The following is a 25,146-nucleotide window of genomic DNA, read 5'->3' on the forward strand; positions in this document are numbered from 1 at the left end:
TTTCTGGCGGGCATGACGAGCATGCCCGTGACCACCTGGTCCCTGGAGCAGACCGCCCCGACCGACCTCCTTCCGGCCGCAGCGCCGGAGGGGGACGTGCGGATCGTCCGCGCCGAGGTCCCCTCCCCCGAGTTCAGCCGTTTCCTGTACGCCTCGGTCGGCGGCGACATCCACTGGATCGACCGGCTGGACTGGAGTCACGCGCGGTGGCTCGAGCACCTGGAGCGGCCGGGCGTGGAGACGTGGGTCGCGTACGAGCGGGGCACGCCCGCCGGTTACGTGGAACTGGACCCGCAGGACGACGGGGTCGTGGAGATCGCCTACTTCGGGCTGATCCCCGCCTTCCGGGGCCGGCGCATCGGCGGACACCTGCTGGCGTACGGCGCCGCCCGCGCGTGGGACCTCGCGGACCGCCGGCCGGGGCTGGCCACGACCAAGCGGGTGTGGCTGCATACATGCAGCCTGGACGGGGAGCACGCGATGGACAACTATCTGCGCCGGGGCTTCACGCTCTTCGACACCAAGGTGGAGGCGGAGCCGGAGGTGGCGGCACCCGGGCCCTGGCCTGGGGCGTACCCCGCCTGACCTGCGAAGACAAGACCCCGTGCACCGCATGTGATCGACAACACTCGCGTCTTGCGATGCGAGACCAGGGTGTCCGCATCATGGACGAAGCTGGACTGGGTCCAGATTGCCGTGACACGCTTCCGTCATGTCTGGAACTGGGATTGCCTTGGTGAGTCGGCGGCACGTCGACCTCGGCCGCATGTCCAGCGCCATCTGTCGGGCGAGCTGACAGCTCCCGCGAAGCCCGACATCTCCTGACGTTCCCTCTCCTCCCGCGCAATGCCGCGCACGTATGCCCATGCGCCCGTACGCGCAGGTCAGAGCCGAATCCCGCCTGTCCCGAAGGACGTAACCACCATGGCCGCCAGCCCACAGAAGCCCGCCGCCGCGCCTGTCCGCCGCAAGGTGAGCCGTCACCGCGGTGAGGGTCAGTGGGCGATGGGGCACTACACGCCCCTCAACGGCAACGAGCAGTTCAAGAAGGACGACGACGGTCTCAATGTGCGGACACGCATTGAGACGATCTACTCCAAGCGCGGCTTCGACTCCATCGACCCCAACGACCTGCGCGGCCGGATGCGCTGGTGGGGCCTCTACACCCAGCGCAGGCCCGGGATCGACGGCGGCAAGACCGCGATCCTGGAGCCGGAGGAGCTGGACGACAAGTACTTCATGCTGCGGGTGCGGATCGACGGCGGCCGCCTCACCACCCGGCAGCTGCGCGTGATCGGCGAGATCTCCGAGGAGTTCGCACGCGGCAGCGCGGACATCACCGACCGGCAGAACATCCAGCTGCACTGGATCCGCATCGAGGACGTGCCGGAGATCTGGAACCGCCTGGAGGCGGTCGGGCTGTCCACCACCGAGGCGTGCGGCGACTGCCCGCGCGTCGTCATCGGCTCGCCGGTCGCCGGGATCGCCGAGGACGAGATCATCGACGGCACCTGGGCGATCGACGAGATCCACAACCGTTACATCGGCAGCAAGGAGTTCTCCAACCTGCCGCGCAAGTTCAAGACGGCGATCTCCGGCTCCCCGCTGCTGGACGTGGTCCACGAGATCAACGACGTCGCCTTCGTGGGTGTCGAGCACCCCGAGCACGGCCCCGGCTTCGACCTGTGGGTCGGCGGCGGCCTGTCCACCAACCCGAAGATCGGCGTCCGGCTCGGCGCCTGGGTGCCGCTGGAGGAGGTCCCCGAGGTCTGGGCCGGTGTGGTGGGGATCTTCCGCGACTACGGCTACCGGCGCCTGCGGACCAAGGCCCGCCTGAAGTTCCTGGTCGCCGACTGGGGCGCGGAGAAGTTCCGCCAGATCCTCGAGGACGAGTACCTCAAGCGACAGCTCGTCGACGGCCCCGGGCCCGCCGAGCCGCTGCAGCGCTGGCGCGACCACGTCGGCGTCCACCGGCAGAAGGACGGCCGTTACTACGTCGGTTTCGCGCCGCGCGTCGGCCGGGTCGACGGCGCCACGCTCACGAAGATCGCCGAGCTGGCGGAGGCGCACGGCTCGGGCCGGGTCCGTACCACCGTCGAGCAGAAGATGATCGTCCTCGATGTCGAGGAGGCGCAGGTCGAGCCGCTGGTGGCGGCGCTGGAGGCGCTGGACCTGACGGCGAAGCCGTCGCCGTTCCGGCGCGGCACCATGGCCTGCACCGGCATCGAGTACTGCAAGATCGCCATCGTCGAGACCAAGCAGCGCGGCGCCTCCCTGATCGACGAACTCGAGCGCCGCATCCCGGACTTCGACGAGCCGATCACCATCAACGTCAACGGCTGCCCGAACGCCTGCGCCCGTATCCAGGTGGCGGACATCGGTCTCAAGGGCCAGTTGGTCGTCAACGACCAGGGCGAGCAGGTCGAGGGCTTTCAGGTGCACCTGGGCGGGGCGCTCGGCCTGGACGCCGGGTTCGGCCGCAAGGTACGTGGCCTGAAGGTCACGTCCGAGGAGCTGCCCGACTACGTGGAACGCGTGCTGAAGCGGTTCCAGGCCGAGCGTGAGGACGGCGAGCGGTTCGCCTCCTGGGCCGCCCGCGCATCCGAGGAGGCCCTGTCGTGAGCGAGCGGGCCGCCCCCTTCTACTGCCCCTACTGCGGCGACGAGGACCTGCGTCCGTCAGAGCGGGGCCACGGCGCGTGGGAATGCGCTGCGTGCAACCGGGCCTTTCAGCTGAAGTTCCTCGGGCTGCTCGCCCGGGGCTTTCAGCACTCCGAAGCAGGGGGAGAGACGATATGAGCGCGGTGACCGAAGACCGTACGACCGACGAGCTCAAGGCGCTCGCCGAGCAGGCAGGCCGTGACCTGGAGGACGCCTCCGCGCTGGAGATCCTCCAGTGGGCGGCGGAGACCTTCGGCAAGCGTTTCTGCGTGACTTCGTCGATGGAGGACGCGGTGGTCGCCCACCTCGCCTCCCGCGCGATGCCCGGCGTCGACGTCGTGTTCCTCGACACCGGTTACCACTTCGAGGAGACCATCGGCACCCGTGACGCGGTCGACGCCGTGATGGACGTCAACGTCATCACGCTCACCCCGCGTCAGACGGTCGCCGAGCAGGACGCCGAGTACGGCCCGAAGCTGCACGACCGCGATCCCGACCTGTGCTGCAGGCTGCGCAAGGTCCAGCCGCTGGAGCAGGGCCTGAAGAACTACGTGGCCTGGGCGACCGGTCTGCGCCGCGACGAGTCCCCGACCCGGGCGAACACCCCTGTGGTCGGCTGGGACGAGAAGCGGCAGAAGGTCAAGATCTCGCCGATCGCCCGCTGGAGCCAGGACGACGTGGACGCGTACGTCGCCGAACACGGCGTCCTCACCAACCCCTTGCTGACCGACGGCTACGCCTCCGTCGGCTGCGCCCCCTGCACCCGCCGGGTGGCGGAGGGCGAGGACGCGCGGGCCGGCCGCTGGGCGGGCCGCGCGAAGACCGAGTGCGGGCTGCACGGATGACGACGATTCAGGAGAAGCACGTGACGACCGGAGCCACCGTCTGGCTCACGGGTCTGCCGAGTGCCGGCAAGACCACCATCGCGTACGAGCTGGCCGGCCGGCTGCGCGCCGAGGGCCACCGCGTCGAGGTGCTCGACGGCGACGAGATCCGCGAGTTCATCTCGGCGGGCCTCGGCTTCAGCCGCGAGGACCGGCACACCAACGTGCAGCGCATCGGCTTCGTCGCCGAACTGCTCGCCCGCAACGGCGTCAAGGCGCTGGTCCCGGTCATCGCGCCCTACGCCGACAGCCGCGACGCGGTGCGCAAGCGGCACCAGGAGAACGGGTCGCCGTACCTCGAGGTGCACGTGGCGACCCCGGTCGAGGTGTGCTCGGTGCGGGACGTGAAGGGGCTGTACGCCCAGCAGGCGGCCGGCGAGCTGTCCGGGCTGACCGGCGTGGACGACCCGTACGAGGAGCCGGAGTCGCCCGATCTGCGCATCGAGTCGCAGCACCAGACCGTGCAGGAGTCAGCGGCGGCGGTCCACGCGCTGCTCACCGAGAGGGGACTGGCATGACGACGACCGTCGCATCCGTCGAGGAGGACACGGACGCCCCGTACGCGCTGTCCCACCTGGACGCGCTGGAGTCCGAGGCGGTGCACATCTTCCGTGAGGTGGCGGGCGAGTTCGAGCGGCCGGTGATCCTCTTCTCCGGCGGCAAGGACTCCATCGTCATGCTGCACCTGGCGCTCAAGGCGTTCGCGCCGGCGGCGGTCCCGTTCTCGCTGCTGCATGTGGACACCGGACACAACTTCCCGGAGGTCATCGAGTACCGGGACCGTGTGGTGGCCGCCCATGGGCTGCGCCTCCATGTGGCCTCCGTACAGGACTACATCGACCGCGGTGTGCTCAAGGAGCGCCCGGACGGGACCCGTAACCCGCTGCAGACCGTGCCGCTGACCGAGAAGATCCAGGCGGAGAAGTTCGACGCGGTCTTCGGCGGCGGGCGGCGCGACGAGGAGAAGGCCCGCGCCAAGGAGCGGGTGTTCAGCCTCCGCGACGAGTTCTCGCAGTGGGACCCGCGCCGGCAGCGGCCCGAGCTGTGGAACCTCTACAACGGCCGGCACGCGCCCGGTGAGCATGTCCGGGTCTTCCCGCTGTCCAACTGGACCGAGCTGGACGTGTGGCAGTACATCGCCCGCGAGGACATCGAGCTGCCGCAGATCTACTTCGCGCACGAGCGTGAGGTGTTCCAGCGCGGCGGCATGTGGCTGACCGCAGGCGAGTGGGGCGGCCCCAAGGACGGCGAGACCGTGGAGAAGCGGCTGGTCCGCTACCGGACCGTCGGTGACATGTCCTGCACGGGCGCCGTCGACTCCGACGCGGTGACGCTGCAGCAGGTCATCACCGAGATCGCCGCGTCCCGGCTGACCGAGCGCGGCGCCACCCGCGCCGACGACAAGCTGTCCGAGGCCGCGATGGAAGACCGCAAGCGCGAGGGGTACTTCTAGACATGAGCAGCACCACCACGGAACTCGGCCTCACCGAGACCACGCTCCTGCGCTTCGCGACCGCCGGCTCGGTCGACGACGGCAAGTCCACCCTCGTCGGACGGCTGCTGCACGACTCCAAGTCGGTCCTCACCGACCAGTTGGAGGCGGTCGAGCGTGTCTCCGCCTCCCGCGGGCAGGACGCGCCCGACCTGGCGCTGCTCACCGACGGTCTGCGGGCCGAGCGGGAGCAGGGCATCACCATCGACGTGGCCTACCGCTACTTCGCCACGCCACGGCGCCGGTTCATCCTGGCCGACACCCCCGGCCATGTGCAGTACACCCGCAACATGGTCACCGGCGCGTCGACCGCCGAGCTGACGGTGATCCTGGTGGACGCCCGCAACGGCGTCGTCGAGCAGACCCGCCGGCACGCCGCCATCGCCGCGCTGCTGCGGGTCCCGCACGTGGTCCTCGCCGTCAACAAGATGGACCTGGTCGACTACCAGGAGCCCGTCTTCGCCGCGATCGCCGAGGAGTTCACGGCGTACGCGCTGGAGCTTGGCGTCCCGGAGGTCACCGCGATCCCGATCTCCGCGCTGGCCGGCGACAACGTGGTGGAGCCGTCCGCCACCATGGACTGGTACGGCGGCCCGACCGTCCTGGAGCACCTCGAAACCGTTCCCGTCAGCCACGACCTGAGCCACTGCCACGCCCGGCTGCCGGTGCAGTACGTGATCCGCCCGCAGACCGCCGAGCATCCGGACTACCGGGGGTACGCCGGCCAGATCGCCGCCGGTTCGTTCCGCGTCGGCGAGGCCGTCACCGTGCTGCCCTCGGGCCGTGCCTCCCGCATCTCGGGCATCGACCTGCTCGGCGAGCCGGTCGACGTCGCCTGGACCACCCAGTCGGTGACGATCCTGCTGGAGGACGACATCGACATCTCGCGCGGCGACCTGATCGTGCCCAGCAAGGACGCCCCGGCGACCACGCAGGACATCGAGGCGACCGTCTGCCATGTCGCCGACGCGGCGCTGACCGTCGGCCACCGTGTGCTGCTCAAGCACGGCACCCGCACGGTCAAGGCGATCGTCAAGGACATCCCCTCGCGTCTCACGCTCGACGACCTGTCCCTGCACCCGCACCCGGGACAGCTCGTCGCCAACGACATCGGCCGTGTGAAGATCCGCACCGCGGAGCCGCTGCCCGTCGACTCCTACGCCGACTCCCGGCGCACCGGTTCGTTCATCCTGATCGACCCGAACGACGGGACCACGCTCACCGCCGGCATGGTCGGCGAGTCGTTCGCGGCCCCCGAGCCCGTCAAGGACGCGGCCGAGGACGACGGGTGGGACTTCTGAGATGAACTCTTCCGATTTCTACTCCACGTTCGCGAAGGAGGGCGGCCGCGTCGGCAGCGGCGCCCTCGGCAGCGGGCAGGGCGGAGTGGCGCGATGTGTGCGCTGACGTACGCGCACTGCCTGCGCGCCCCGTCCCCCCACCCGACGTCCCGGAAGCGACGAAGACCCTTTGCCGAACTCCCGGCCACGACCTGAGAGACCGTGACCGCCGGGCCAACGAGAGGAAAGCCTCCCGTGCCTGTCCACCGCTCCACCCTTCTTCGCCGCGGCGTGGCCGCGCTAGCAGCCCTCCCCCTGCTCACGCTCGCCGCCTGCGGTTACGGGTCCGACTCCAGCAAGAGCGACTCCTCCAAGCAGAAGGTCGCCGCCGGGTCCTCGAAGATCGACGGTCTCGACTCCGTGAAGATCGGCTACTTCGGCAACCTGACGCACGGCACCGCGCTGGTCGCCCGTCAGCAGGGCCTGTTCCAGAAGGAACTGGGCGCCACCAAGGCCGACTACGCGACCTTCAACGCCGGCCCCTCCGAGATCGAGGCGCTCAACTCGGGCTCCATCGACATCGGCTGGATCGGCCCCTCGCCGGCGATCAACGGCTACACCAAGTCCAACGGCAAGAGCCTGAGGATCATCGGCGGTTCGGCCTCCGGCGGTGTCAAGCTGGTCGTGAACCCGAAGAAGATCACGTCCCTGAAGGACGTCAAGGGCAAGAAGATCGCGACGCCCCAGCTGGGCAACACGCAGGACGTGGCGTTCCTCAACTGGATCGCGGACCAGGGCTGGAAGGTCGACGCACAGAGCGGCAAGGGTGACGTCACCGTCGTCCGTACGGACAACAAGATCACGCCGGACGCCTTCAAGGCCGGTTCCATCGACGGCGCGTGGGTGCCGGAGCCGACCGCGTCCAAGCTGGTCGCCGAGGGTGGCAAGGCGATCCTCGACGAGGCCTCGCTGTGGCCCGGCAAGAAGTTCGTGATCACGAACATCATCGTGCGCCAGCAGTTCCTCGCCCAGCACCCGAAGGCCGTCGAGGCCGTGCTGAAGGCCTCCGTCGAGGCCAACAAGTGGATCAACGCCAACCCGGACCAGGCGAAGGCGGCGGCCAACAAGCAGTTGGAGGCCGACTCCGGCAAGGCGCTCAAGCCGAAGGTCCTGGACCCGGCGTGGAAGTCGATCCAGTTCACCGACGACCCGCTGGCGGCGACCCTCAACACCGAGGCGGAGCACGCGGTCAAGGCCGGTCTGCTGGCGAAGCCCGACCTCAAGGGCATCTACGACCTGACGATCCTCAACAAGGTCCTCAAGGCCGAGGGTCAGCCCGCCGTCGACGCCGCCGGTCTCGGCACCAGCTGACGCACGTCCCGATCTGTTCCCAGGAGGTGACGACCATGGCCACGACCACGACGCTCGCCAAGGCCGACGAGTCCGTCGAATACGCGGCGCGCCTCGAGCACGTCTCGAAGTCCTTCGCGACACCCGGTGGGCAGCAGCTCGTCCTGGACGACATCAGCATCGATGTCGCGCCGGGCGAGTTCGTCACCCTCCTGGGAGCCTCGGGCTGCGGAAAGTCCACGCTGCTGAACCTGGTGGCGGGCCTTGACGCGCCCACCGCGGGCTCCATCACGACAGACGGGCGCCCCGCCCTGATGTTCCAGGAGCACGCCCTGTTCCCGTGGCTGACCGCGGGCAAGAACATCGAACTCGCCCTCAAGCTCAGGGGCGTTCCGAAGAGCGACCGCCGCGACAGGGCCGAGCACCTGCTCGAACTGGTCCGGCTGAAGGGCGCGCACGGCAAGCGCGTGCACGAACTGTCCGGCGGTATGCGCCAGCGCGCGGCACTGGCGCGGGCGCTCGCACAGGAGAGCAACCTGCTGCTGATGGACGAGCCGTTCTCCGCGCTCGACGCCATCACCCGGGACGTGCTGCACGACGAACTGACCCGGATCTGGGAGGAGACGGGCCTGTCCGTGCTGTTCGTCACGCACAACGTGCGCGAGGCGGTACGGCTCGCCCAGCGGGTCATCCTGCTGTCGTCCCGTCCTGGCCGCATCGCCCGCGAGTGGGCGGTCGGCATCCCGCAGCCGCGCCGGATCGAGGACGCCCCGGTGGCCGAACTGTCCCTTGAGATCACCGATGTACTGCGTGGGGAGATCCGCCGTCATGGCCAGCACTGAGACTTCCGCGGTCCAGGACGCCGGGAGCGTCGAGGCGGGTCTGGACGCGCTGGACACCGCGTCCGTCGGCCGGCCGACGCTTCGCCAGACCCTCGTCAACAAGATCATTCCGCCGGTCGTCGCGCTCGGCGTGGTGCTCGTCGCCTGGTACGTCCTGTACCCGATCGTCGACGACCCGACGAAGCTTCCCTCGCCCGGTGAGGTGGGCGCTGCCTTCAAGGACGCCTGGCTGAAGGGCGATCTGCTCGGCTACATCTGGACCAGCGTCTCGCGCGGTCTGCTGGGCTTCTTCTTCGCGCTGCTCATCGGCACCCCGCTGGGGCTGCTGGTGGCACGGGTGAGGTTCGTGCGCGCGGCGATCGGCCCGATCCTGTCCGGCCTGCAGTCGCTGCCGTCGGTGGCGTGGGTGCCGCCGGCCGTGATCTGGCTGGGTCTGAACAACTCGATGATGTACGCGGTGATCCTGCTCGGCGCGGTCCCCTCGATCGCCAACGGCCTGGTGTCCGGCGTCGACCAGGTGCCCCCGCTGTTCCTGCGGGCCGGCCGCACGATGGGCGCCACGGGCGTCAAGGGCATCTGGCACGTCGTCCTGCCGGCCGCGCTGCCCGGTTATGTGGCGGGCCTGAAGCAGGGCTGGGCCTTTTCCTGGCGCTCGCTGATGGCGGCGGAGATCATCGCCAGCTTCCCGGACCTCGGTGTGGGGCTCGGCCAGTTGCTGGAGAACGCGCGCACCGACAGCGACATGGCCATGGTGTTCGAGGCGATCATCCTGATCCTGTTCGTGGGCATCGCCATCGACCTGCTGATCTTCAGCCCGCTGGAGCGGTGGGTGCTGCGCAGCCGCGGCCTGCTGGTGAAGAGCTGAACGCCCGTGTACGACAAGCCGGTTCTCCTCGTCATCGCCCACGGCAGCCGCGATCCGCGGCACGCCGCGACGGTGCACGCCCTCGTCCGCCGGGTGCGCTCGCTGCGCCCCGGCGTACGGGTGGAGACCGGTTTCCTGGACTTCAACGTCCCGTCGGTGCACGGGGCGTTGGAGTCCCTGGCGGCCGAGGGCGTCCGTGACGTGGTGGCGCTCCCGCTGCTGCTGACCCGCGCCTTCCACGCGAAGGCGGACATCCCGGCGGTCCTGCGGGACGCGCCGGCGCGGCTGCGTATCCGCCAGGCGGAGGTGCTGGGCCCCTCACCGCTGCTGCTCGCCGCTCTGGAACGGCGGTTGTCCGAGGCCGGGTTGAGGCCTGCCGACAAGTCCTCGACCGGGGTCGTGCTGGCCTCGGCGGGGTCCACCGACCCGGAGGCGATCGCAGTGATCGCCGGCATCGCGCGGGAGTGGCGGCACACCGGTTGGTGCGCCGTGCGGCCCGCGTTCGCCTCCGCGTCCCTGCCCCGGACCGAGGACGCGGTACGGGAGCTGCGGGCGCTGGGCTGTTCGAAGGTCGCGGTCGCGCCGTACGTCCTCGCCCCCGGCTTCCTCCCGGACCGTATCGCCCGGGGCGCGGCGGACGCCGACGTCCTGGCCGATGTCCTCGGCCCGGCGCCGGAGGTCGCCCGGCTGCTGCTGAAGCGGTACGACGCGGCACGGGCACCCCGGCTGGCGGCCGTCGGCGCTTAGCGGGTCCTCCCCGTGCCGTCGTGCGCGGGGCACGGCGGCACAGGGAGTGCCGGGGCGAGGCTCGCCGGGTTCAGGGTGTCGTCGTCGCCGTCACCGTCGCCGAGGGTCCGGTTCCGGCCGCCGTCACCGCCGCGACGGTGACCGTGTACGAGGTACCGGGCCGCAGTCCGCCGATCACCCGGAACATGACCTTGCCGGAGGGCTGGGTGACCAGGACGTCCCGTCCGGTGACGTCGATCGGGTCGCGTCCGTCGGAGACGGTCACCCGGTAGCCGACGACCTTGGCGTCCCCGGTCGTGGTCGGCGGGGTCCAGGCGAGGGTGGCCGCCGTGGCCTCCGTACGCAGCTTGGGGCCGGTGGGCGCCGCGGCCAGCACCGTCGCCGCGGTGGGCGTCAGCGGCGCCGAGGCGAGGGACGGGGCGCTGCCGCCGTACGCGTTGGCCGCGGTGACCGTCACGGTGAACGGCCCGCCCACGGCCGGCAGCCCGGCGATGCGCAGCAGCGCCGTCCGCTTGAACTCGGCCGCGGACACGGTCTGCCGGCCGACCTGCCGGCCCGCCGCGTCGAAGGCCCGTGCCGTGTACGAGGTCACCGGGAAACCGCCGTCGACGAAGGTCGGGTTGAAGGTGACGTACAGGGCGTCCGCACCCGCGGTGCTGGTACCGACGCGGGTCGGCGCCTCGGGTACGGAGGGGGTGGCGACCCGGCGGCCGAGCAGGCCTCGGTAGGCGGGCTCGAGTCCCGCGCCGGTGAGGACGGACGCCGGGACGTCGGACAGGGCGCCCATGATGTGGTTTCCGGTGGTCACCAGCCCCTTGTTGTCACTGTCGGGTGTGCCCTCCTGCCACCAGTTGTCCTTGACGAGCGTCGGGTCGCTGTTGCCGAGCTTGTCGCGGTAGTCGGTGTGCCGGGAGGCGACGTTGGCGTAGGAAGCGTTGTAGAGGACGTTGCCCTCGACGGTCTCGTAGGTGCAGCCGTTGTCGGTGTAGACGCTCTTGCCGAGGCCCCACTGGTCGTGGATGACGTTTCCGGTGACGTTCTCGCCGTCGGTCATGGACGTGCCGGTGAGCCCCTGGGTGTAGACGCCGCCGCCGTCGTCGAGGGCCTGCATGTAGTCGAAGATCAGGTTGTTGCGGACGGTGTTGTCGTGGCTCGGGTTCGGCGTGGCGGGGTCGCCGATCTTGTCGGGCCAGCCGCCCCAGCCCAGGGAGACGGCGCTGTAGCCGACGTGGTCGATCTGGTTGTGGGCGATGGTGTCGCCCTGGGTGTAGCCGTTGAGGACGGCGACGCCGCCGTGGTACTCGCGGGGCAGGCCGTAGAGGTGGTTGTCCGTCACCTGGACGCCGGAGGCCGGGGTCTGGCCGTCCACTCCCCCGATCTCCAGTCCGTTGCCGGAGATGTCGGTGAAGACGCTGCCGCTGACGGACGCGTCCTTGCTTCCCGTGCCCAGGTCGAGTCCGGACGCGCCGAGGTGGGCGAAGACGTCGTCGGCGAAGCGGATGCGCTGCCCGTACGCGAAGGACACGTTGCCGGGCATCTTCGTCCAGGAGGCGAAGGGGCAGGTGCCGCCGGCGACGTACTGGCACAGTCCCTGGGTGGCCCAGCCCTTGTCACCGGTGATGGTGTAGCCGGCCTGGATCTCGGAGAAGCCCTCGGGCTGCGACGGCGTCAGCCAGGTCGCGTAGCTGAACTGGATGCCGCGGAAGGCGATGTCGTGCACCGGCGCGTCCGCCGTGCCGCGTCCGTCGACCAGTTTCTCGGCCGCTGCGGCCTCGACGTCGGCGCGGGCGAGGTTCTCACCTCTGCGGGGCAGGTAGTAAACGGTTCGCGTGCTCTGGTCGAGGTACCACTCGCCGGGCTGGTCGAGGAGTTCGAACGCGTTCTCGACGTAGGACGCCTTGCCGTTGTTGGTCAGGTGCCCCGGGCCGACCATGCTCACGGTGCGGCCGGGGATGGCGGGGAACTCGACGCGTTTGTTGGAGTTGTCCCAGCAGGGCTGGGCCATCGTGATGGTGGTGCCCTCGGCGGAGGCGATGCGGCAGCGCGGCTCGGTCCACTGGCCGAGCCCGTTGCGCTCGATGTTCCACAACGCCTCGCCGCTGGTGTAGACGAACTCGGCGTCGGAGGGGTGCTTCCAGTGGGCGATGGTGTCCGAGGAGGCGGTGTAGCCGGTCGCGGTCTGGGTGAGCGTGACCGGTACGGCCCCGCGGGCCCGTTGGGCGCGCACCCCGTCGACGTACAACTGCCGGGTGTCGGTGAGACCTTGGGGCGCACGGGCGGCCCACAGCCCCTCGCGGCCGCGGACCGGGTGCCAGCCGACGACCTGGCGGCCACCGCTGACGACACTCGCGCCGGTGCCCTGCCAGATCACCTGGTGGCCCCCGGAGCCGGAGTCCCGGGCGTCGAGGACCAGGGGCCCGGACTGGCGGTAGGTGCCGGAGGCGAGGTGGACGGTGAGGTCGGACCTCAGGTGGGCGGCCCGGGCGCGTACCAGGTCGCGGGCGTGTCGCAGGGTGCGCACCGGATGTCGTGCGCTGCCGTCGGCGTGGTCGTCGCCGACGGGTGAGACGTAGAGATCGGAGGTCGCGGCGGCCTGGGCCGGGGCCGTCAGGCCCGGGACGCCGAGGGCCAGTACGGCCGTGACCAGAGTGAGCAGGGCGGCTCTTCGGTGCGTGGGCATGTACCCCTCCCGTGGGATAAGCCGGTACCCAACGCCGGGAAAGGTAGGAGCATTTGGGTGCCCCAGTCAATGAACGGGACAGAAAACGACGTAACTCCGTCCCCTTTCTCAGGGATTCATCGGATCAGTCGAAGCGCAATGATCCCGTTCGCGTGCGCTTCAGCTCGAAGAAGTCCGGGTACGCGGCGAGGACCCGGAAGCTGTCGAAGAGTTCGGCGGCCCGTTCGCCCCGCGGAACGGCGCTGAGCACGGGCCCGAACCACACCGTGCCGTCGACATGGATGGTCGGCGTCCCCACATAGCCGCCCGACGCGGCCTCGGCCCCGGCTTCGTGGCTGCGGCGGACGGCCTCGTCGTACGACGGGTGGTGGGCGGCGGCGGCGAGATCGGCGGGCAGGCCCAGTTCGGCGAGGGACTCGGCGATCACCGTGTCGAAGTCCTCCACCCGGCGCTCGTGGATGCGGGTGCCGAAAGCGGTGTAGAGGTCGCGCAGGACCTTGTCCCCGTGTCGCTCGGCGCAGGCCACCGCGACCCGGACCGGGCCGACGGACCGGTCGACCAGGTCCCGGTACCAGTCGGGGAGTTCGTTGCCGAGGTTGTGCAGATCAAGGCTCATGACGTGGAAGCGGAGGTCGAGCGGGCGTTCACGCTCGACCTCCAGGAGCCAGCGGGAGGTGATCCAGGCGAAGGGGCAGGCGGGGTCGAACCAGAAGTCGACCCGGGTGGGAGAGGCGTTCGTCATGCGGTCGACGCTAGTCGTGGATTGGCCCAGTTTCCTGACCCAATCGCTCACTGTTTCCTTGACCCAATCAGGCTCGGGCGAGCTGCGGATCCCGTCCACTGGCGGCGAGGGCGCGGTCGAAGGCGGGGGCGTCGTCCGGCACCGGCACCGGGTCGGCGAAGCCGTCGTACTGGCGGTAGAGGTCGGCGTGCTCCTCGACCACGTGGAGGACGAACCGGGCCGCCTCGTCCGAGACGCGGAACTGCTGGCCGGTGGCGGTGGCGACGTCCCAGCCGTGGACGGCCATCTCCTTGACGACCATCGAGGCGATCTGCACGGCCGGCATCTTCGCCATGCCGAGGTCGATCTCGCCCTCCCACACCGCCGGGTCCTCCCAGGCGGCCACCGCCCGGTCCAGTTGGGCGGCGTAGGCGGCGGGCCAGTCGGGGTCGGCGGTGAAGTCGCGGTCGGTCAGCTTCCCGGGGAGCTGCTTGCGCAGGGCGCGGTGCTCCAGACCGTGGGAGGTGTAGAGGACCCAGTGGTTGACCAGGGCGCGGACGTCCCAGTCGGTGCAGTGGGTGGGCTCGTCGAGCCGGTCCGCGGGGACACCGCGTGCCACGCGGGCCGCCTCGGCGGCACATTCGCTCATGTACGCATGCAGGTGTTTCGGGTCGTCGTACGTCATGCGCACCAGGCTAGGAAGGGCCCGCTCAGGACTCTTGAACAAACGCGACAGCGTCGTCGGCCAGCCGCAGCAGTTCCCCGACCGGGAGGGAGCCGGGGGCCCGGCGCTCGCGGGCGAAGGTGTTGGCGAGGTGCTGCAGCAGGTCGTTGAGCGGGGTGGGGACGCCGTGCATGCGGCCCAGCAGGCCGATCTCGCCGTTGAGGTAGTCGGCCTCGACGGTGCCGGTGGCGCGGGCGAGGGACTGCCAGGTGGAGCCGCCGGTGCGCGGGGTGCCGGCGAGCGGGACCTGGTCCACCTTGCGGCCGCGCAGCGCCTGCTGCTCCTCGGCGCTGGCGTACGGGATCCCGGCGGCGTCCAGCACCGCCTCGCCCTCGGCGCGCACCCGTGCGCGCAGGTCCGCCGCGGCCTCGCTGCCGTCCTCGGGTCCGCTCACCGCCATGACGGTGTTGTTGAGGTTGGTCAGCAGCTTGGCGTACTGCCAGCGCGCCACGTCGGGCACGACCGGTGCCTCGAAGAACCGCGTCTTCTCCAGGTCGGCGGCGACCAGGCGGGCCGTCTCGTCGGTGCCCCGGGGGTAACGGCCGAGGTGGAGCATGCCGGTGAGCGGGCTGCCCGCGGCGGAGACGGAACCCGGTTCCAGGAAGGTCGCCGGCAGCCACACACAGACCCCGTACACGTCGCGGAAGACACGCAGGGCGAGCCGCTGCCCCTCCACGCCGTTCTGCGCGCACAGCAGCGGCAGCCGCTCGGCCGCCGTGCCGCCGCCCGCGACCGGCGCCGCGCCCCACGCCTGCAGGGCCGCCACGGTGTCCTGCACCTTGACGGCGAGGACGAGCACGTCGTCGGTCCGCAACTCGCCCAGTTCGCCGGGGCCTTCGACCGCGGGCAGCCGGTGGGTGTACCGCCCGTCCGGGACCGTCAGCCGCAGCCCGTCCGCGCGCAGCGCGGCGAGGTGTGCGCCCCGCGCGACCAGTACGACCTCGTGTCCGGCACCCGCCAGCCGCCCGCCGATCACACCGCCGACGGCCCCTGCTCCGATGATGATGTAGCGCATGGGACGAGCCTCGCACAGCCCGCCGGCCTTCGGGTCACCGAGTGCCACCTGCCGGACGGGAGTTGGCGGCGGGATCCGTGTCCGGAAACGCTTTCCGGCCGCGGCCTCGGTCCGCGCGGTCACTCCGCTGTGAGCTCGACCAGCTTCACGGCCGTGTTCCAGTTGCGGGTCGTGGCGATCAGGCCCTTGTTGAGGCGCGGCCTGGAAAGCAGTTCGGCCAGCTTGGAGCGGCCCAGTCCCTCCGGCACGTAGAGATACAGCTCGCGCTCGCCGAGCCGGAACTCCTCCGGCAACCACGCCTCCCGGTCGATCTCCGCGAACCGCGCGGGGTCGACGGGCGCGGAGAAGTACGTGACATGCAGCTGCTTGGCCTCCAGCTCGGCGGCCGGGAAGGGGCAGGCCTCGACGACGGCCGCGAGGTAGGCGTGGTCACGGACGATCACGTCGACAGGGAACCCGAAGTGTTCCTCGATCGCCTGGGCCAGTTCGGCGGCAAGGGACTCCTCGTCGCCGTGCCCGGAGGCGAAGACGGCCTGCCCGCTCTGCAGATGGGTGCGTACGCCCGCGTAGCCGAGGCCCTCCATCAGCTGCCGCAGCTCGGCCATCGGGAGCTTCTTCCTGCCACCCACGTTGATCCCGCGCAGCAGCGCCGCATACGTCGTCGTCATGGCGCACACCATAGGGCTGCCGACCGGGCACCGGCCCGCGACCCCGATGATCATCCCTGAGTCGCCCCGATAGGTGTAAGGGGCCGCGGTCCTCCCCAGCGGTGAGACGCCCAAATACGAGCGGATGATTTCGGACCGGCGCAGTTCACCGGGCAGCACGACGAGTTGCTCTTACACCGCCCATACCTTCGAAACGAAAGGTGGCGGCAGGGGGCTGCCACCGCGCACAAGGGGGCAGGCCCGTCATGGGGAACGGAGAAACGCGGGTGCGCGGCATGGCCGCCCGGGCCGGCGGCTGGAGCGCCCGTCATCGATGGGCCGCCGTCGGCATCTGGGTGCTGTTCGTCGTCCTGGCGATGGGGATCGGTTCCGCCGCGGGCCGGGTGAACCTGAAGGACAGCGACCAGCTGAAGGGCGAGACGCACACCGCCGCGAAGATCATCGATGACGCGGGGATCAAGGAGCCGGCGAGCGAGACGGTCCTGATCCAGGCGAGGGGCGGCGGGCTCAAGGCCACCGACGCCGAGTTCAGGACGGCCGTCGGGGCCGTCGTCGAGGCCGTCGACGGGACCGGCGCGGTCACGGACGTGAAGTCGCCGTACACCACGCACACGATCTCCAAGGACGGGCGCAGCGCGCTGGTGCAGTTCGACATGCGCGGCGCGTCCGACACCGCGTCGAAGCGGGTGGAGCCCGTACTGAAGGCCGTCGCCGGTGTGCAGAACGAGCACCGGAGCACGCTGCGGATCGAGGAGATCGGCGGCGCGAGCATGCGGAAGACGTTCGACGACGCGTTCGGCGACGACTTCAAGCAGGCCGAGTACTCCGCGGTTCCGGTGGCCCTGGGCATCCTGCTCATCGCCTTCGGGGCGCTGGTGGCCGCGCTGCTGCCGGTCGCGCTCGCGATCACCGCGATCATGGCGACGATGGGGCTGGTCGGCGTCGTCAGCCATGTCCAGCCGATGACCGACACCGCCAACTCGGTGATGCTGCTGGTCGGTCTCGCCGTGGGGGTCGACTACTGCCTGTTCTATCTGCGTCGCGAGCGCGAGGAGCGGGCCGCGGGGCGCGACGCCCAGACGGCGCTGCGGGTCGCCGCCGCCACCAGTGGCCGCGCGATCATCGTCTCGGGCATCACGGTGTGCGTGGCGATGGCGGGCATGCTGTTCACCGGGCTCGCCACGTTCGAGGGCATGGGCCTGGCCTCGCTGATGGTCGTCGCGGTCGCCATGGTCGGCTCGGTGACCGTGCTGCCCGCGCTGCTGTCGCTGCTGGGCGAGCGGGTCGAGAAGGGCAGGGTGCCGTTCCTGCGCCGGGTCATGGAGCGCCGCGCCGCCCGCACGGGCGGGGAGAGCCGGCTCTGGGGTGCGGTCCTGAAGGGCGTCCTCGCCCGGCCGCTGGTGTCGGTGGTGGTCGCGGCCGGCGCGCTGCTCGCCGTGGCGGCACCGGCGCTCGGCATGAAGACGCAGAACCTCACCCTGGACCAGGAGTTCGGGAAGTCGCTGCCGATCGTGCAGACGTACAACCGCGTCAACGACGCCTTCCCGGGCGGCTCGGAGCCGGCCGAGGTGGTCGTCAGGGCGAAGGACATCAACGCGCCCGAGGTGAAGTCCGCGCTGGCCGACTTCAGGGCGCTGGCGGTCAGTTCGGGTGCCTCGCGCGGCCCGGTCCAGATCACGCTGCACGACGCGCAGAACGTCGCCTACGTGTACGTCCCGCTGGTCGGCGGCTCGGATCTGGACAAGGCGGGGGCCAGCCTGGAGAAGCTGCGCGACGAGGTGCGGCCCGCCACGCTGGGCAAGGTGGCCGGACTCCAGGCGCCGATCACCGGGCAGGTGGCGGGGTCGCACGACTTCAACGACCAACTGGGCGGCGCGGTCGTCCCGGTCTTCGTGTTCGTCGTGGTCTTCGCCTTCGCCCTGATGCTGCTGTCGTTCCGCTCGCTGACGATCGCGGTCACCTCGATCGTGCTCAACCTGCTGTCGGTGGGCGCCGCGTACGGCATCCTCGTCGCCGTCTTCCAGCACGGCTGGGGCGCCTCCCTGGTGGGGGCGCAGGGCGTCGGCGCGATCATCACCTGGCTGCCGCTGTTCCTGTTCGTGATCCTGTTCGGCCTGTCGATGGACTACCACGTGTTCGTGGTCTCACGGATCCGCGAAGCGCATCTGCGGGGCCGCAGCACGCGGGACGCGATCCGGCACGGAGTGGTCACCACGGCCGGTGTGGTCACCAGCGCCGCGGTCATCATGGTCGCCGTGTTCGCGATCTTCGGCACGCTGTCGATGCAGTCCATGAAGCAGATGGGCGTGGGTCTCGCGGCCGCGGTGCTCATCGACGCGACGATCATCCGGGGTGTGCTGCTCCCCGCGGTGATGGCCCTGCTCGGCGAGCGCAACTGGTACCTGCCCAAGTGGCTCAGCCGCCTGCCCGACTTCACGCACGACGAGTCGCCGGAGGTCGCCGCCCGCTCCACGCCGGAACGCGGTGAGCGACTGACCGTCTGACCGCCCGTAGACAGAGGGCCCGTTGGTATCCCGGGGGAACCAGCGGGCCCTCGATCATGCCTGCCGCCCCGGCAGTTCGGCCTCGATGACGGGGCGGGGTGTGTCTACCTCGTCAGCGCTTCGTGCAGCCGCAGCCACCGGCTGGGGTGCACCTCCCCCACGAGCACCCGGGGCTCCAGCCCGGCGGCACGGAAGGCGGCGTCCACGCGCCGCCTGGGATGGGCCCGCCGCAGCGAGGCGTGCAACGAGCCCCCGACGCCCGAGAACCCCAGCTCGACCAGGCGCCGCCAGCTGTCCCGCGCGGCCGGTTCGAGCAGCGGGGTGCGGCGCCGTTCGATCCGTACGACCCCGGCGTCGACGCGCGGCACGGGACGGAACCGCGTCCGCGCGACCCGCCCGGCCAGGCGCCACTCGTAGCGCGGCCAGCTGCGGACCGTGAGGAGCGTCCAATTGCCGTAGTCCCCGGTGCGTTTGCGGGCGTACTCGAGCTGGGTGAGCAGGGTGGCGTCGGTGAGGGCCGGTGCTCGCAGGCACCAGTCGACGATGGCGGCGGTGCGGGAGAAGGGCACGTTGCCGGCGACCGAGAAGGGGGTGCCGGGCGCTCGGGCGGCGAGGAAGTCGCCCCCGACGACCCGTACGCGGGGTGTGTCCGCGAACCGGTCGTGCAGCACGGGCAGGAGCCGTCGGTCGATCTCGTAGGCATGAAGCTCACGGCAGCGCGGGGCGAGCTGCTCGGTCAACGCGCCCTTTCCGGCGCCTACTTCGAGCAGCAGGGGGACGTCTCGGCCGTGCGGTACAGCGATCTGGGCGAGGTGTTCGGCGACGGCGCGGTCGGCGAGGAAGTTCTGCGAGAGCGCGCGGGACGTACGGGTGGGGCGGGCCATGGCCTGCGGTCCTTGTCTTCCGTGAACGGTGAGAAGGGCAGCCGAAGGCCCTGACCGGAAGACAGAGGAGGGGAAACAGGCGCGAAGGGATCAGCGGGCGTGGCTTCCCGTACCGGTCAGGGCACCGGGACCACGACGCATCCGGACGGAGTGCGTGTGATCCCGGCCGTGACCGGTGTTGATGATCGCGTTGTTCGCTGCCACGAACGGAAAACTAGGTCTGTTCCGCGACCGCGGGCAACCGGTTTTCCCGTCGGAGGGCCTGCGCACACGGTCCGACCTGTGCGGATGCGAGACTGGCCGCGAAAAGGCCGAGGGCGAGAACCGACGCCGTCACGACGACGGACACGGAGGCGGGCGATGGACGAGGCGACGGCGCGGGACGTACTCGCCGCGGCGGGGTTGCCGTCCGGGGAGGCGCGGTTGCTCGCCCTGGGGGAGAACGCGGTGTTCGCCGCCGGTGACCTGGTGGTCAAGGTGGGGCGCGACGCCGAGTTGCTGGAGCGGGCGCGGCGGGAACTGGACATCGCGCTGTGGCTGGCCGAGGCAGGGGTTTCGGCCGTGCGGGCGGCGGAGCCCGAGCCGGCGCTGGTGGAGGGGCATCCGGTGACCGTGTGGCATCGTCTGCCCGACCCGGTGCGGGAGGCCGAGCCGCGGGATCTGGCCGAACTGCTCCGGGTCGTGCACGCACTGCCCTCCCCCTCCTTCCCGCTGCCGCCCCGGGAGTTGCTGGGTGGGGTGGAGCGCTGGCTGCGGCTGGCCGGGGACGCGATCGATCCGGCGGACGCGGCGTATCTGCGGGAGCGGCGGGACGGGTTCGCGGCGGCCGCGGCCGCGTTGACGCCACGCCTGACGCCGGGACCGATCCATGGGGACGCCCTGCCCCGGAACGTGTACGTCGGGCCCGACGGGCCGGTGCTGGTCGACCTGGAGACCTTCTCGGTGGACCTGCGGGAGCACGATCTGGTGGTGATGGCCCTGTCCCGGGATCGCTACGGGTTGCCCGGGGCGGCCTATGACGGGTTCGTGTCGGCGTACGGGTGGGACGTGCGGGAGTGGGAGGGGTGCTCGGTGCTGCGCGGGGCCCGGGAGACGGCCAGTTGTGCGTGGGTGGCCCAGCACGCGCCGAGCAATCCGAAGGCGCTGGCGGAGTTCGAGCGGCGGGTGGCGTCACTGCGGGACGGGGACGAGTCGGTGCGATGGTATTCGTTCTGAGCGCGTGACGGGTCCGCGGGCGCTGAAGCGGGTGATCGGCCCCGTGTCCGCCCGACGGGTGGTCACACCGGCCTGTTCACACCGGCTCGTCCGTCAGTTCCCGCAGGGGCCAGGTGCCGTCGACGACGGCGGTCGCGTCGCCCTTGCGGCGCAGGAAGCTCTGGAAGTCCGCCGCCCACTCCGCGTACCACGCGATCTGGCGGCGGTGCAGTTCCGCCGGGCCGAGGGCCGCGATCTTGGGGTGGCGGTCGGCTATGGCGCAGGCCAGGCCGGCCGCGGCGAGGGCGTCGGCGGAGGCGTTGTGGGCGGCGTCGAGCGTGACACCGTACTCCGTGCAGACCGCTTCGAGGTTGCGTTTGCCGCGGCGGTAGCGATCCACCCAGCGGTCGATGGTGTACGGGTCGATGACGGGGGCCGGGTCGATGCCGCCCAGCCGGTCACGCAGCGACGGCAGGCGGTGGCGGCGCAGCTCGGCGGAGAGCAGGCTCAGGTCGAAGGCCGCGTTGTAGGCGACGACCGGTACGCCCGTCTTCCAGTAGGCCGTGAGGACGTCCGCGATGGCGTCCGCGACCTGGTCCGCCGGGCGGCCCTCGGTCGCCGCGCGCTCATTGCTGATCCCGTGGACGGCGACCGCGTCCGCCGGGATCTCCACGCCCGGGTCCGCCAGCCATTCCTGGCGCCCCAGCGGCTGACCGCCCCTCACCTCGATCACGGCCCCCGTGACGATGCGCGCCTCGCGCGGATCAGTCCCGGTCGTCTCCAGGTCGAAGCCGATCAGCAGCTCCCGGTGCCAGGCCATGCGGCGGCCCCCCTTCTTGGTGGTGCTTCCCCCAGTGGTCCCCACCTTCCCATGGGCCACTGACAATCAGAGGACCGCATTCCGTTTGAACGGCCGGGCCAGTTCAGGACACCGGGCGCGAATCCGCCCAGGTCGTCTCGAACTCCTCGCGGTATGTCGGGAAGAGACCGCTTTCGACACCCTTGTCCATGTCGTCCGGCTTGACCACTCGGCCTCCGTTGCGCAGCACGAGCACCGGCGCCTCCATGCCCCGCGAGCGCCGCAGATACGACTGCACGACGGCGACACCGTCCGAGCCGTCGCCGTCGACGAGGTAGGCGGTGAAGCGCGGTGTCTCGTCGTACACCTGGATCTCGAAGGCCCCGGGGTCGCGCAGCCGGGAGCGCACGCGGCGCATGTGCAGGATGTTCATCTCGACGGCGCGGCTCAACTCGCCCCGCTTCATGCCCAGTTCGCGCTCGCGTCGCTTGACCGAGCTGGAGGCCGGGTTCAGGAACAGCAGCCGGACCCGGCAGCCTGCCTCGGCGAGGCGCACCAGGCGGCGCCCGGAGAAGTTCTGCACGAGCAGGTTGAGGCCGATGCCGACGGCGTCCAGGCGGCGGGCGCCGCCGAAGATGTCCTCGGCGGGGAACTGGCGCAGCAGCCGCACCCGGTCGGGGTGGACCGCGACGACGTCCGCGTACCGGTCGCCGACCAGGTCCTCCACGGCGTCCACGGGCAGCCGGCGGGCCGAGGGCACGTCGCCGCCGGTGCCGAGCATGTCCAGCAGCCTGGCCGAGGCCCGTTCGGCCTGGTTCAGGACGGCCTCGGACAGGGCCCGGTTGCGGGAGACGACGTTACGGGTCACCTCCAGCTCGTCCAGGGCGAGTTCGACGTCCCGGCGGTCGTCTATGTACGGCTCGAAGCACGGCCAGTGCTGCACCATGAGCTCGCGCAGCTGGGGCAGGGTGAGGAAGCTGAGCACGTTGTCGTCGGCCGGGTCGAGCAAGTAGCCCTTGCGGCGGCTGACTTCGCGTACGGCGACCGCCCGCTGCACCCACTCCTGGCCGGCCGGTCCGGCCGCGGCGATCACCCACTCGTCCCCGTGGACGGGTTCGTAGACGGGGCGCAGCACAGCGGCGACGACCGCGCGCAGCCGCTGTTCGACGAGGTTCAGCCATATGTAGGCCCGGCCGGCCCGCTGGGCGCGCGTACGCACCTCCCGCCAGGCGTCGGCGTCCCAGTCCAGCTCCGGCCCGATGGAACTGGTCTCCATGGGCCTGGCCAGGGACACCGTGCCGGGCGGGACGTCTGCGGAGTTCCCCTCGTGACCCTCGTCACCAGGGGGCAGCTCCAGCCCTCCCGCGCCCACCCGCGTACCGCCTTCCGCTCCCCCGAGCACCTCGGGACGCCAGGCCCCACTCAACGATCAAGGAAGGGTACTCCGGGAGCGGTCGGCGGTGCAGCCGGATGGACAGGTCGATTCCCAACCGCGTCAGTGCCACTGCCCGTTCTGACCGGCGAGGCCCGCCGGAGTGAGCGGATTCATGGCGGTCACGTCGCGCGGGGCGATGGAGAAGCCCTGCCAGTGGACCGGCATGGGCTGCTGGTCCTCGTCCCGTGCGATGTGGTGGAAGCCGACGTTCACCCAGACGATCGGGTGGGTCAGGGTCTGCCCGTCCACCCAGGTGTCGACGGAGGTGCCGTGGCCGGTACCGCAGTCCAGCGGGTTACCGCTGGCGTACTGCTCGCACGGGTTGTACTCGGTGAAGTACACGTCGTGCTGCGTGAAGCTGCGTCCCGGGTACCTGGCGCTCGGGCCCTGGACGATCTCGTACGAGCGTGGGTGCCCGTCCTTGTTCTTGCCGGCCGTGCTGACCACCCGCCACCAGCGCATGTCCTGGGCGTCGCCGGCCAGTTCCCTGGTCACCCTGGTGAGCGTCGTCCTGTTGGTCGGCGCCTGCTGTCCCTGGGCCGGGGGGCTGACGACCGAGTCGTACTGTTCGACATCGGCCTTGGCGGAGCCGTCGAGACCGAAGTCGAGCCGCCAGAAGATGTTGTGGCTGTGGCTGGTGGCGTACGCCTTGGCGCCCTTGCCGAGGGGCCAGCCCCGGCCGTCGCCCGCGTCGTAGTCGGCGGGTGAGAGGCTGCCGGTCGCGCCGGCGTCCATGCTGATCGTGCCGTCGTCCTGGAAGCGCCACTCGGTGATGTACTCGTACCAGCCGACCTTGTTGACGGTGTAGAGCAGCAGGTCCTTGCCCTGCGCCTGGTAGGTCTTGCCGTCCGTGTCGGACAGTAGGTGGTAGGCGTGGCCGCGGGAGCGGGTGGTGGTGCACAGGCCCTTGACGTTCGGGGAGTCCGAGTAGAACGGCGCGGGGACCTTGACCGTCCTGATGGTGCCGCCGGGGCATTCGGCGGGCGTGAGGTTCAGCAGACCGTCGCCGAAGCTGTAGTCCGTGATGTCGTTGTACTCGACGCTGCCGTCGTCGTAGGGCACGTCGATCTGGGCGAGCCTGGCAGTGTTGAGCACCTTGATCGGTTTGGTCTCGCCCGGCGGCTGGTAGGAGACGTCGTCCAGGACGACCCCGGACCGGCTCTCGAAGCGCCAGCACATGCGCCAGGTCGTACCGGTGGAGAGCTTCTGCTCGATCTGGTAGGCCGCGCTGCACCGGGGGGCGACGGCCGGGGCGGCCGCGGCCTCGTGGTCGGCGAAGGCGGGGGCGGACGCCGTGCCGCCGAGGGCGAGTCCGACCGCGAGCGGGCCCACCACGACCCGTCTGCTCAGCGCCCCCAGGCGGGCACGGCTGTCTCTGTTGACGCGCATGACGAAAGGGCTCCCTTACCGGAGATGCGGGTGTGAGAGGGGGACTGCGGGCCGGCTCAGCCGAGCCTGACGACCTTGCGGGCGCTCAGGTCGATCACGAAGTCCCGGGCGTCGATCCAGGCACCGTTCTTGACCTTCGGGAACAGCCGGGTGCAGCGGTGCTCGCCGCACTGGGCGAGCGCGGCCGGCCGGATGCCCGGGACGGCCCGGAAGACCATGCTGGTGAGCGTCAGCTGGTCCGGGGAGGTGAGGGCCTTGCCGGTGGCGTCCTTGTAGTCGGCCCTCAGGCCCGCGCCGAGCGGGTCGGCGATCAGCAGCCGGGCGGCCTCGGTCTGCTCGGCGATGCTCAGCGGCGGCTGGACGCCGTGCCGGGTGCTGGTCCTGTCGACCTTTCCGGTGTCCAGGTTCACGGTCCGGGTGACGACGGCGTCGTCGCGGTAGTCGTAGAACGTCACGTCCGCGCGCCGTGGCGCGGTCGGGCCGTCCGGCCTGCCGGTGTCGGGCTCGGCCAGCTCGACGGTGAGGCGCTCGGGTCCGCGGGCGCCGCGGACGTTCTCGGCGGAGACGAGCGGCTGCCCGCTCAGCGCGATCTTCTCGGCCCTTTTGGTCTCGTCGTCGGTCAGCGGGTCGAGGCCCTTGCCCCTCGTCCCCTCCGCCGGGGCGGCCTGGACGACGCCCACTGCGGGCGTGTCTTGCGCCTGGGCCGCCTGCCGGGCCGTCCGCCCACCCCCGGTCCCTCCCGACTCCTCGGCCCCCGCGGTCCCCGGCAGGGTGATCCCGACCATCACAGCGGTCCCGGCGACCGCCACAGCCGCACCGGCCACCATCTTGCCCAGGTGGCGATGCACTATCTTGCGCACATTTCCCCCCTACTCCCCCTGCGGCCACGGGAGTATTCGCCTGCCCCACTGGTAAGACCTGAGAGGGGCATACCGCGTATGCACTGGTCGGTCGGTAAGAGGGACGTAAGTCATAGGTGGTTCCATCACTTTCGGGGACACTCGACGCCAAGG

24 protein-coding genes are annotated in these 25,146 nt (G+C 70.8%); 14 read left to right on the plus strand and 10 right to left on the minus strand.

Annotation, left to right across the window (positions count from 1 at the left end; all coding sequences use genetic code 11):
* Nucleotides 1-12 precede the first annotated feature (12 nt).
* From ACIRVK_RS05020 to ACIRVK_RS05075, 12 genes are all read left to right on the plus strand, one after another.
* Complete coding sequence (locus ACIRVK_RS05020; RefSeq protein WP_404244000.1) at nucleotides 13-585, plus strand: GNAT family N-acetyltransferase; 573 nt, start codon at nucleotides 13-15, stop codon at nucleotides 583-585.
* 127 nt (nucleotides 586-712) lie between these two features.
* Complete coding sequence (locus ACIRVK_RS05025; protein ID WP_361451897.1) at nucleotides 713-796, plus strand: putative leader peptide; 84 nt, start codon at nucleotides 713-715, stop codon at nucleotides 794-796.
* Nucleotides 797-924: 128 nt separating this feature from the next.
* On the plus strand, nucleotides 925-2,622 hold the full coding sequence (locus ACIRVK_RS05030) for a nitrite/sulfite reductase (RefSeq protein WP_404244001.1): 1,698 nt from the start codon (nucleotides 925-927) through the stop codon (nucleotides 2,620-2,622).
* Complete coding sequence (locus tag ACIRVK_RS05035; RefSeq protein ID WP_404244002.1) at nucleotides 2,619-2,798, plus strand: hypothetical protein; 180 nt, start codon at nucleotides 2,619-2,621, stop codon at nucleotides 2,796-2,798. Before ACIRVK_RS05030 ends, ACIRVK_RS05035 begins: the two co-directional genes overlap by 4 nt.
* A complete protein-coding gene (locus ACIRVK_RS05040) occupies nucleotides 2,795-3,505 on the plus strand; it encodes a phosphoadenylyl-sulfate reductase (RefSeq protein ID WP_404244003.1) in 711 nt (236 codons plus the stop codon). The genes ACIRVK_RS05035 and ACIRVK_RS05040 overlap by 4 nt, the downstream gene beginning before the upstream one ends.
* A complete protein-coding gene (cysC, locus tag ACIRVK_RS05045) occupies nucleotides 3,502-4,062 on the plus strand; it encodes an adenylyl-sulfate kinase (RefSeq protein WP_404244004.1) in 561 nt (186 codons plus the stop codon). Before ACIRVK_RS05040 ends, cysC begins: the two co-directional genes overlap by 4 nt.
* Nucleotides 4,059-4,997, plus strand: coding sequence for a sulfate adenylyltransferase subunit CysD (gene cysD / locus ACIRVK_RS05050; protein WP_404244005.1), 939 nt, complete (start codon nucleotides 4,059-4,061; stop codon nucleotides 4,995-4,997). The genes cysC and cysD overlap by 4 nt, the downstream gene beginning before the upstream one ends.
* A 2-nt stretch (nucleotides 4,998-4,999) precedes the next feature.
* Complete coding sequence (locus ACIRVK_RS05055) at nucleotides 5,000-6,337, plus strand: sulfate adenylyltransferase subunit 1 (protein ID WP_404244006.1); 1,338 nt, start codon at nucleotides 5,000-5,002, stop codon at nucleotides 6,335-6,337.
* A 234-nt stretch (nucleotides 6,338-6,571) separates the two neighbouring features.
* Nucleotides 6,572-7,687: an aliphatic sulfonate ABC transporter substrate-binding protein gene (locus tag ACIRVK_RS05060; RefSeq protein WP_404244007.1), complete on the plus strand. Its 1,116-nt coding sequence runs from the start codon at nucleotides 6,572-6,574 to the stop codon at nucleotides 7,685-7,687.
* A 35-nt stretch (nucleotides 7,688-7,722) separates the two neighbouring features.
* Nucleotides 7,723-8,508: an ABC transporter ATP-binding protein gene (locus ACIRVK_RS05065; protein WP_404244008.1), complete on the plus strand. Its 786-nt coding sequence runs from the start codon at nucleotides 7,723-7,725 to the stop codon at nucleotides 8,506-8,508.
* Complete coding sequence (locus ACIRVK_RS05070; protein WP_404244009.1) at nucleotides 8,495-9,373, plus strand: ABC transporter permease; 879 nt, start codon at nucleotides 8,495-8,497, stop codon at nucleotides 9,371-9,373. Before ACIRVK_RS05065 ends, ACIRVK_RS05070 begins: the two co-directional genes overlap by 14 nt.
* Before the next feature lie 6 nt (nucleotides 9,374-9,379).
* On the plus strand, nucleotides 9,380-10,120 hold the full coding sequence (locus tag ACIRVK_RS05075) for a sirohydrochlorin chelatase (protein ID WP_404244010.1): 741 nt from the start codon (nucleotides 9,380-9,382) through the stop codon (nucleotides 10,118-10,120).
* A 70-nt stretch (nucleotides 10,121-10,190) separates the two neighbouring features.
* Here the strand turns inward: ACIRVK_RS05075 and ACIRVK_RS05080 are convergent, their stop codons facing one another.
* The 5 genes from ACIRVK_RS05080 to ACIRVK_RS05100 form a co-directional block, all read right to left on the minus strand.
* The gene (locus ACIRVK_RS05080) at nucleotides 10,191-12,800 is read right to left on the minus strand and encodes a fibronectin type III domain-containing protein (RefSeq protein ID WP_404244011.1); all 2,610 of its coding nucleotides are present in this window, start codon (nucleotides 12,798-12,800) and stop codon (nucleotides 10,191-10,193) included.
* A 124-nt stretch (nucleotides 12,801-12,924) separates the two neighbouring features.
* Nucleotides 12,925-13,542 carry a DsbA family protein gene (locus tag ACIRVK_RS05085; protein ID WP_404244012.1) on the minus strand — a complete coding sequence of 206 codons (618 nt, stop codon included), beginning with the start codon at nucleotides 13,540-13,542 and terminating at the stop codon, nucleotides 12,925-12,927.
* Between the two features lie 67 nt (nucleotides 13,543-13,609).
* Nucleotides 13,610-14,206, minus strand: coding sequence for a TIGR03086 family metal-binding protein (locus ACIRVK_RS05090; RefSeq protein ID WP_404244013.1), 597 nt, complete (start codon nucleotides 14,204-14,206; stop codon nucleotides 13,610-13,612).
* Nucleotides 14,207-14,231: 25 nt separating this feature from the next.
* Nucleotides 14,232-15,260, minus strand: coding sequence for a ketopantoate reductase family protein (locus ACIRVK_RS05095; protein WP_404244014.1), 1,029 nt, complete (start codon nucleotides 15,258-15,260; stop codon nucleotides 14,232-14,234).
* Between the two features lie 119 nt (nucleotides 15,261-15,379).
* Entirely contained in the window at nucleotides 15,380-15,928 is a 549-nt protein-coding gene (locus ACIRVK_RS05100; protein WP_404244015.1) for a DUF1697 domain-containing protein, read from the minus strand.
* A 245-nt stretch (nucleotides 15,929-16,173) separates the two neighbouring features.
* Here ACIRVK_RS05100 and ACIRVK_RS05105 point away from each other — a divergent pair, with 245 nt between their 5' ends.
* On the plus strand, nucleotides 16,174-18,432 hold the full coding sequence (locus ACIRVK_RS05105; protein ID WP_404244016.1) for an MMPL family transporter: 2,259 nt from the start codon (nucleotides 16,174-16,176) through the stop codon (nucleotides 18,430-18,432).
* A gap of 104 nt (nucleotides 18,433-18,536) precedes the next feature.
* On the opposite strand, the gene erm is transcribed toward ACIRVK_RS05105, so the two are convergent.
* The gene (gene erm, locus ACIRVK_RS05110) at nucleotides 18,537-19,316 is read right to left on the minus strand and encodes an ErmE/ErmH/ErmO/ErmR family 23S rRNA (adenine(2058)-N(6))-methyltransferase (RefSeq protein ID WP_404244017.1); all 780 of its coding nucleotides are present in this window, start codon (nucleotides 19,314-19,316) and stop codon (nucleotides 18,537-18,539) included.
* 360 nt (nucleotides 19,317-19,676) lie between these two features.
* Here erm and ACIRVK_RS05115 point away from each other — a divergent pair, with 360 nt between their 5' ends.
* Entirely contained in the window at nucleotides 19,677-20,531 is an 855-nt protein-coding gene (locus tag ACIRVK_RS05115) for a phosphotransferase enzyme family protein (protein WP_404244018.1), read from the plus strand.
* 76 nt (nucleotides 20,532-20,607) lie between these two features.
* On the opposite strand, the gene ACIRVK_RS05120 is transcribed toward ACIRVK_RS05115, so the two are convergent.
* The 4 genes from ACIRVK_RS05120 to ACIRVK_RS05135 form a co-directional block, all read right to left on the minus strand.
* Nucleotides 20,608-21,330 carry a 3'-5' exonuclease gene (locus ACIRVK_RS05120; RefSeq protein ID WP_404244019.1) on the minus strand — a complete coding sequence of 241 codons (723 nt, stop codon included), beginning with the start codon at nucleotides 21,328-21,330 and terminating at the stop codon, nucleotides 20,608-20,610.
* 103 nt (nucleotides 21,331-21,433) lie between these two features.
* Complete coding sequence (locus ACIRVK_RS05125; protein ID WP_404244255.1) at nucleotides 21,434-22,711, minus strand: SAV2148 family HEPN domain-containing protein; 1,278 nt, start codon at nucleotides 22,709-22,711, stop codon at nucleotides 21,434-21,436.
* A gap of 93 nt (nucleotides 22,712-22,804) precedes the next feature.
* Nucleotides 22,805-24,133 (minus strand): copper amine oxidase, encoded by a 1,329-nt coding sequence (locus ACIRVK_RS05130; protein WP_404244020.1) that lies wholly within the window; start codon nucleotides 24,131-24,133, stop codon nucleotides 22,805-22,807.
* A 56-nt stretch (nucleotides 24,134-24,189) separates the two neighbouring features.
* On the minus strand, nucleotides 24,190-24,993 hold the full coding sequence (locus ACIRVK_RS05135; RefSeq protein WP_404244021.1) for a Tat pathway signal sequence domain protein: 804 nt from the start codon (nucleotides 24,991-24,993) through the stop codon (nucleotides 24,190-24,192).
* Nucleotides 24,994-25,146: the final 153 nt, after the last annotated feature.

Source organism: Streptomyces sp. NPDC101152 (assembly GCF_044768275.1).
GTDB lineage: Bacteria > Actinomycetota > Actinomycetes > Streptomycetales > Streptomycetaceae > Streptomyces.

Bases quoted from the DNA above. Each gene is read 5' to 3' on its own strand.
- ACIRVK_RS05020 (WP_404244000.1), top strand. From the start codon at position 13: ATGACGAGCATGCCCGTGACCACCTGGTCCCTGGAGCAGACCGCCCCG.
- ACIRVK_RS05025 (WP_361451897.1), top strand. From the start codon at position 713: ATGTCTGGAACTGGGATTGCCTTGGTGAGTCGGCGGCACGTCGACCTC.
- ACIRVK_RS05030 (WP_404244001.1), top strand. From the start codon at position 925: ATGGCCGCCAGCCCACAGAAGCCCGCCGCCGCGCCTGTCCGCCGCAAG.
- ACIRVK_RS05040 (WP_404244003.1), top strand. From the start codon at position 2,795: ATGAGCGCGGTGACCGAAGACCGTACGACCGACGAGCTCAAGGCGCTC.
- cysC (WP_404244004.1), top strand. From the start codon at position 3,502: ATGACGACGATTCAGGAGAAGCACGTGACGACCGGAGCCACCGTCTGG.
- cysD (WP_404244005.1), top strand. From the start codon at position 4,059: ATGACGACGACCGTCGCATCCGTCGAGGAGGACACGGACGCCCCGTAC.
- ACIRVK_RS05055 (WP_404244006.1), top strand. From the start codon at position 5,000: ATGAGCAGCACCACCACGGAACTCGGCCTCACCGAGACCACGCTCCTG.
- ACIRVK_RS05065 (WP_404244008.1), top strand. From the start codon at position 7,723: ATGGCCACGACCACGACGCTCGCCAAGGCCGACGAGTCCGTCGAATAC.
- ACIRVK_RS05070 (WP_404244009.1), top strand. From the start codon at position 8,495: ATGGCCAGCACTGAGACTTCCGCGGTCCAGGACGCCGGGAGCGTCGAG.
- ACIRVK_RS05080 (WP_404244011.1), bottom strand. From the start codon at position 12,800: ATGCCCACGCACCGAAGAGCCGCCCTGCTCACTCTGGTCACGGCCGTA.
- ACIRVK_RS05085 (WP_404244012.1), bottom strand. From the start codon at position 13,542: ATGACGAACGCCTCTCCCACCCGGGTCGACTTCTGGTTCGACCCCGCC.
- ACIRVK_RS05090 (WP_404244013.1), bottom strand. From the start codon at position 14,206: ATGACGTACGACGACCCGAAACACCTGCATGCGTACATGAGCGAATGT.
- ACIRVK_RS05095 (WP_404244014.1), bottom strand. From the start codon at position 15,260: ATGCGCTACATCATCATCGGAGCAGGGGCCGTCGGCGGTGTGATCGGC.
- ACIRVK_RS05100 (WP_404244015.1), bottom strand. From the start codon at position 15,928: ATGACGACGACGTATGCGGCGCTGCTGCGCGGGATCAACGTGGGTGGC.
- ACIRVK_RS05105 (WP_404244016.1), top strand. From the start codon at position 16,174: ATGGGGAACGGAGAAACGCGGGTGCGCGGCATGGCCGCCCGGGCCGGC.
- erm (WP_404244017.1), bottom strand. From the start codon at position 19,316: ATGGCCCGCCCCACCCGTACGTCCCGCGCGCTCTCGCAGAACTTCCTC.
- ACIRVK_RS05115 (WP_404244018.1), top strand. From the start codon at position 19,677: ATGGACGAGGCGACGGCGCGGGACGTACTCGCCGCGGCGGGGTTGCCG.
- ACIRVK_RS05120 (WP_404244019.1), bottom strand. From the start codon at position 21,330: ATGGCCTGGCACCGGGAGCTGCTGATCGGCTTCGACCTGGAGACGACC.
- ACIRVK_RS05130 (WP_404244020.1), bottom strand. From the start codon at position 24,133: ATGCGCGTCAACAGAGACAGCCGTGCCCGCCTGGGGGCGCTGAGCAGA.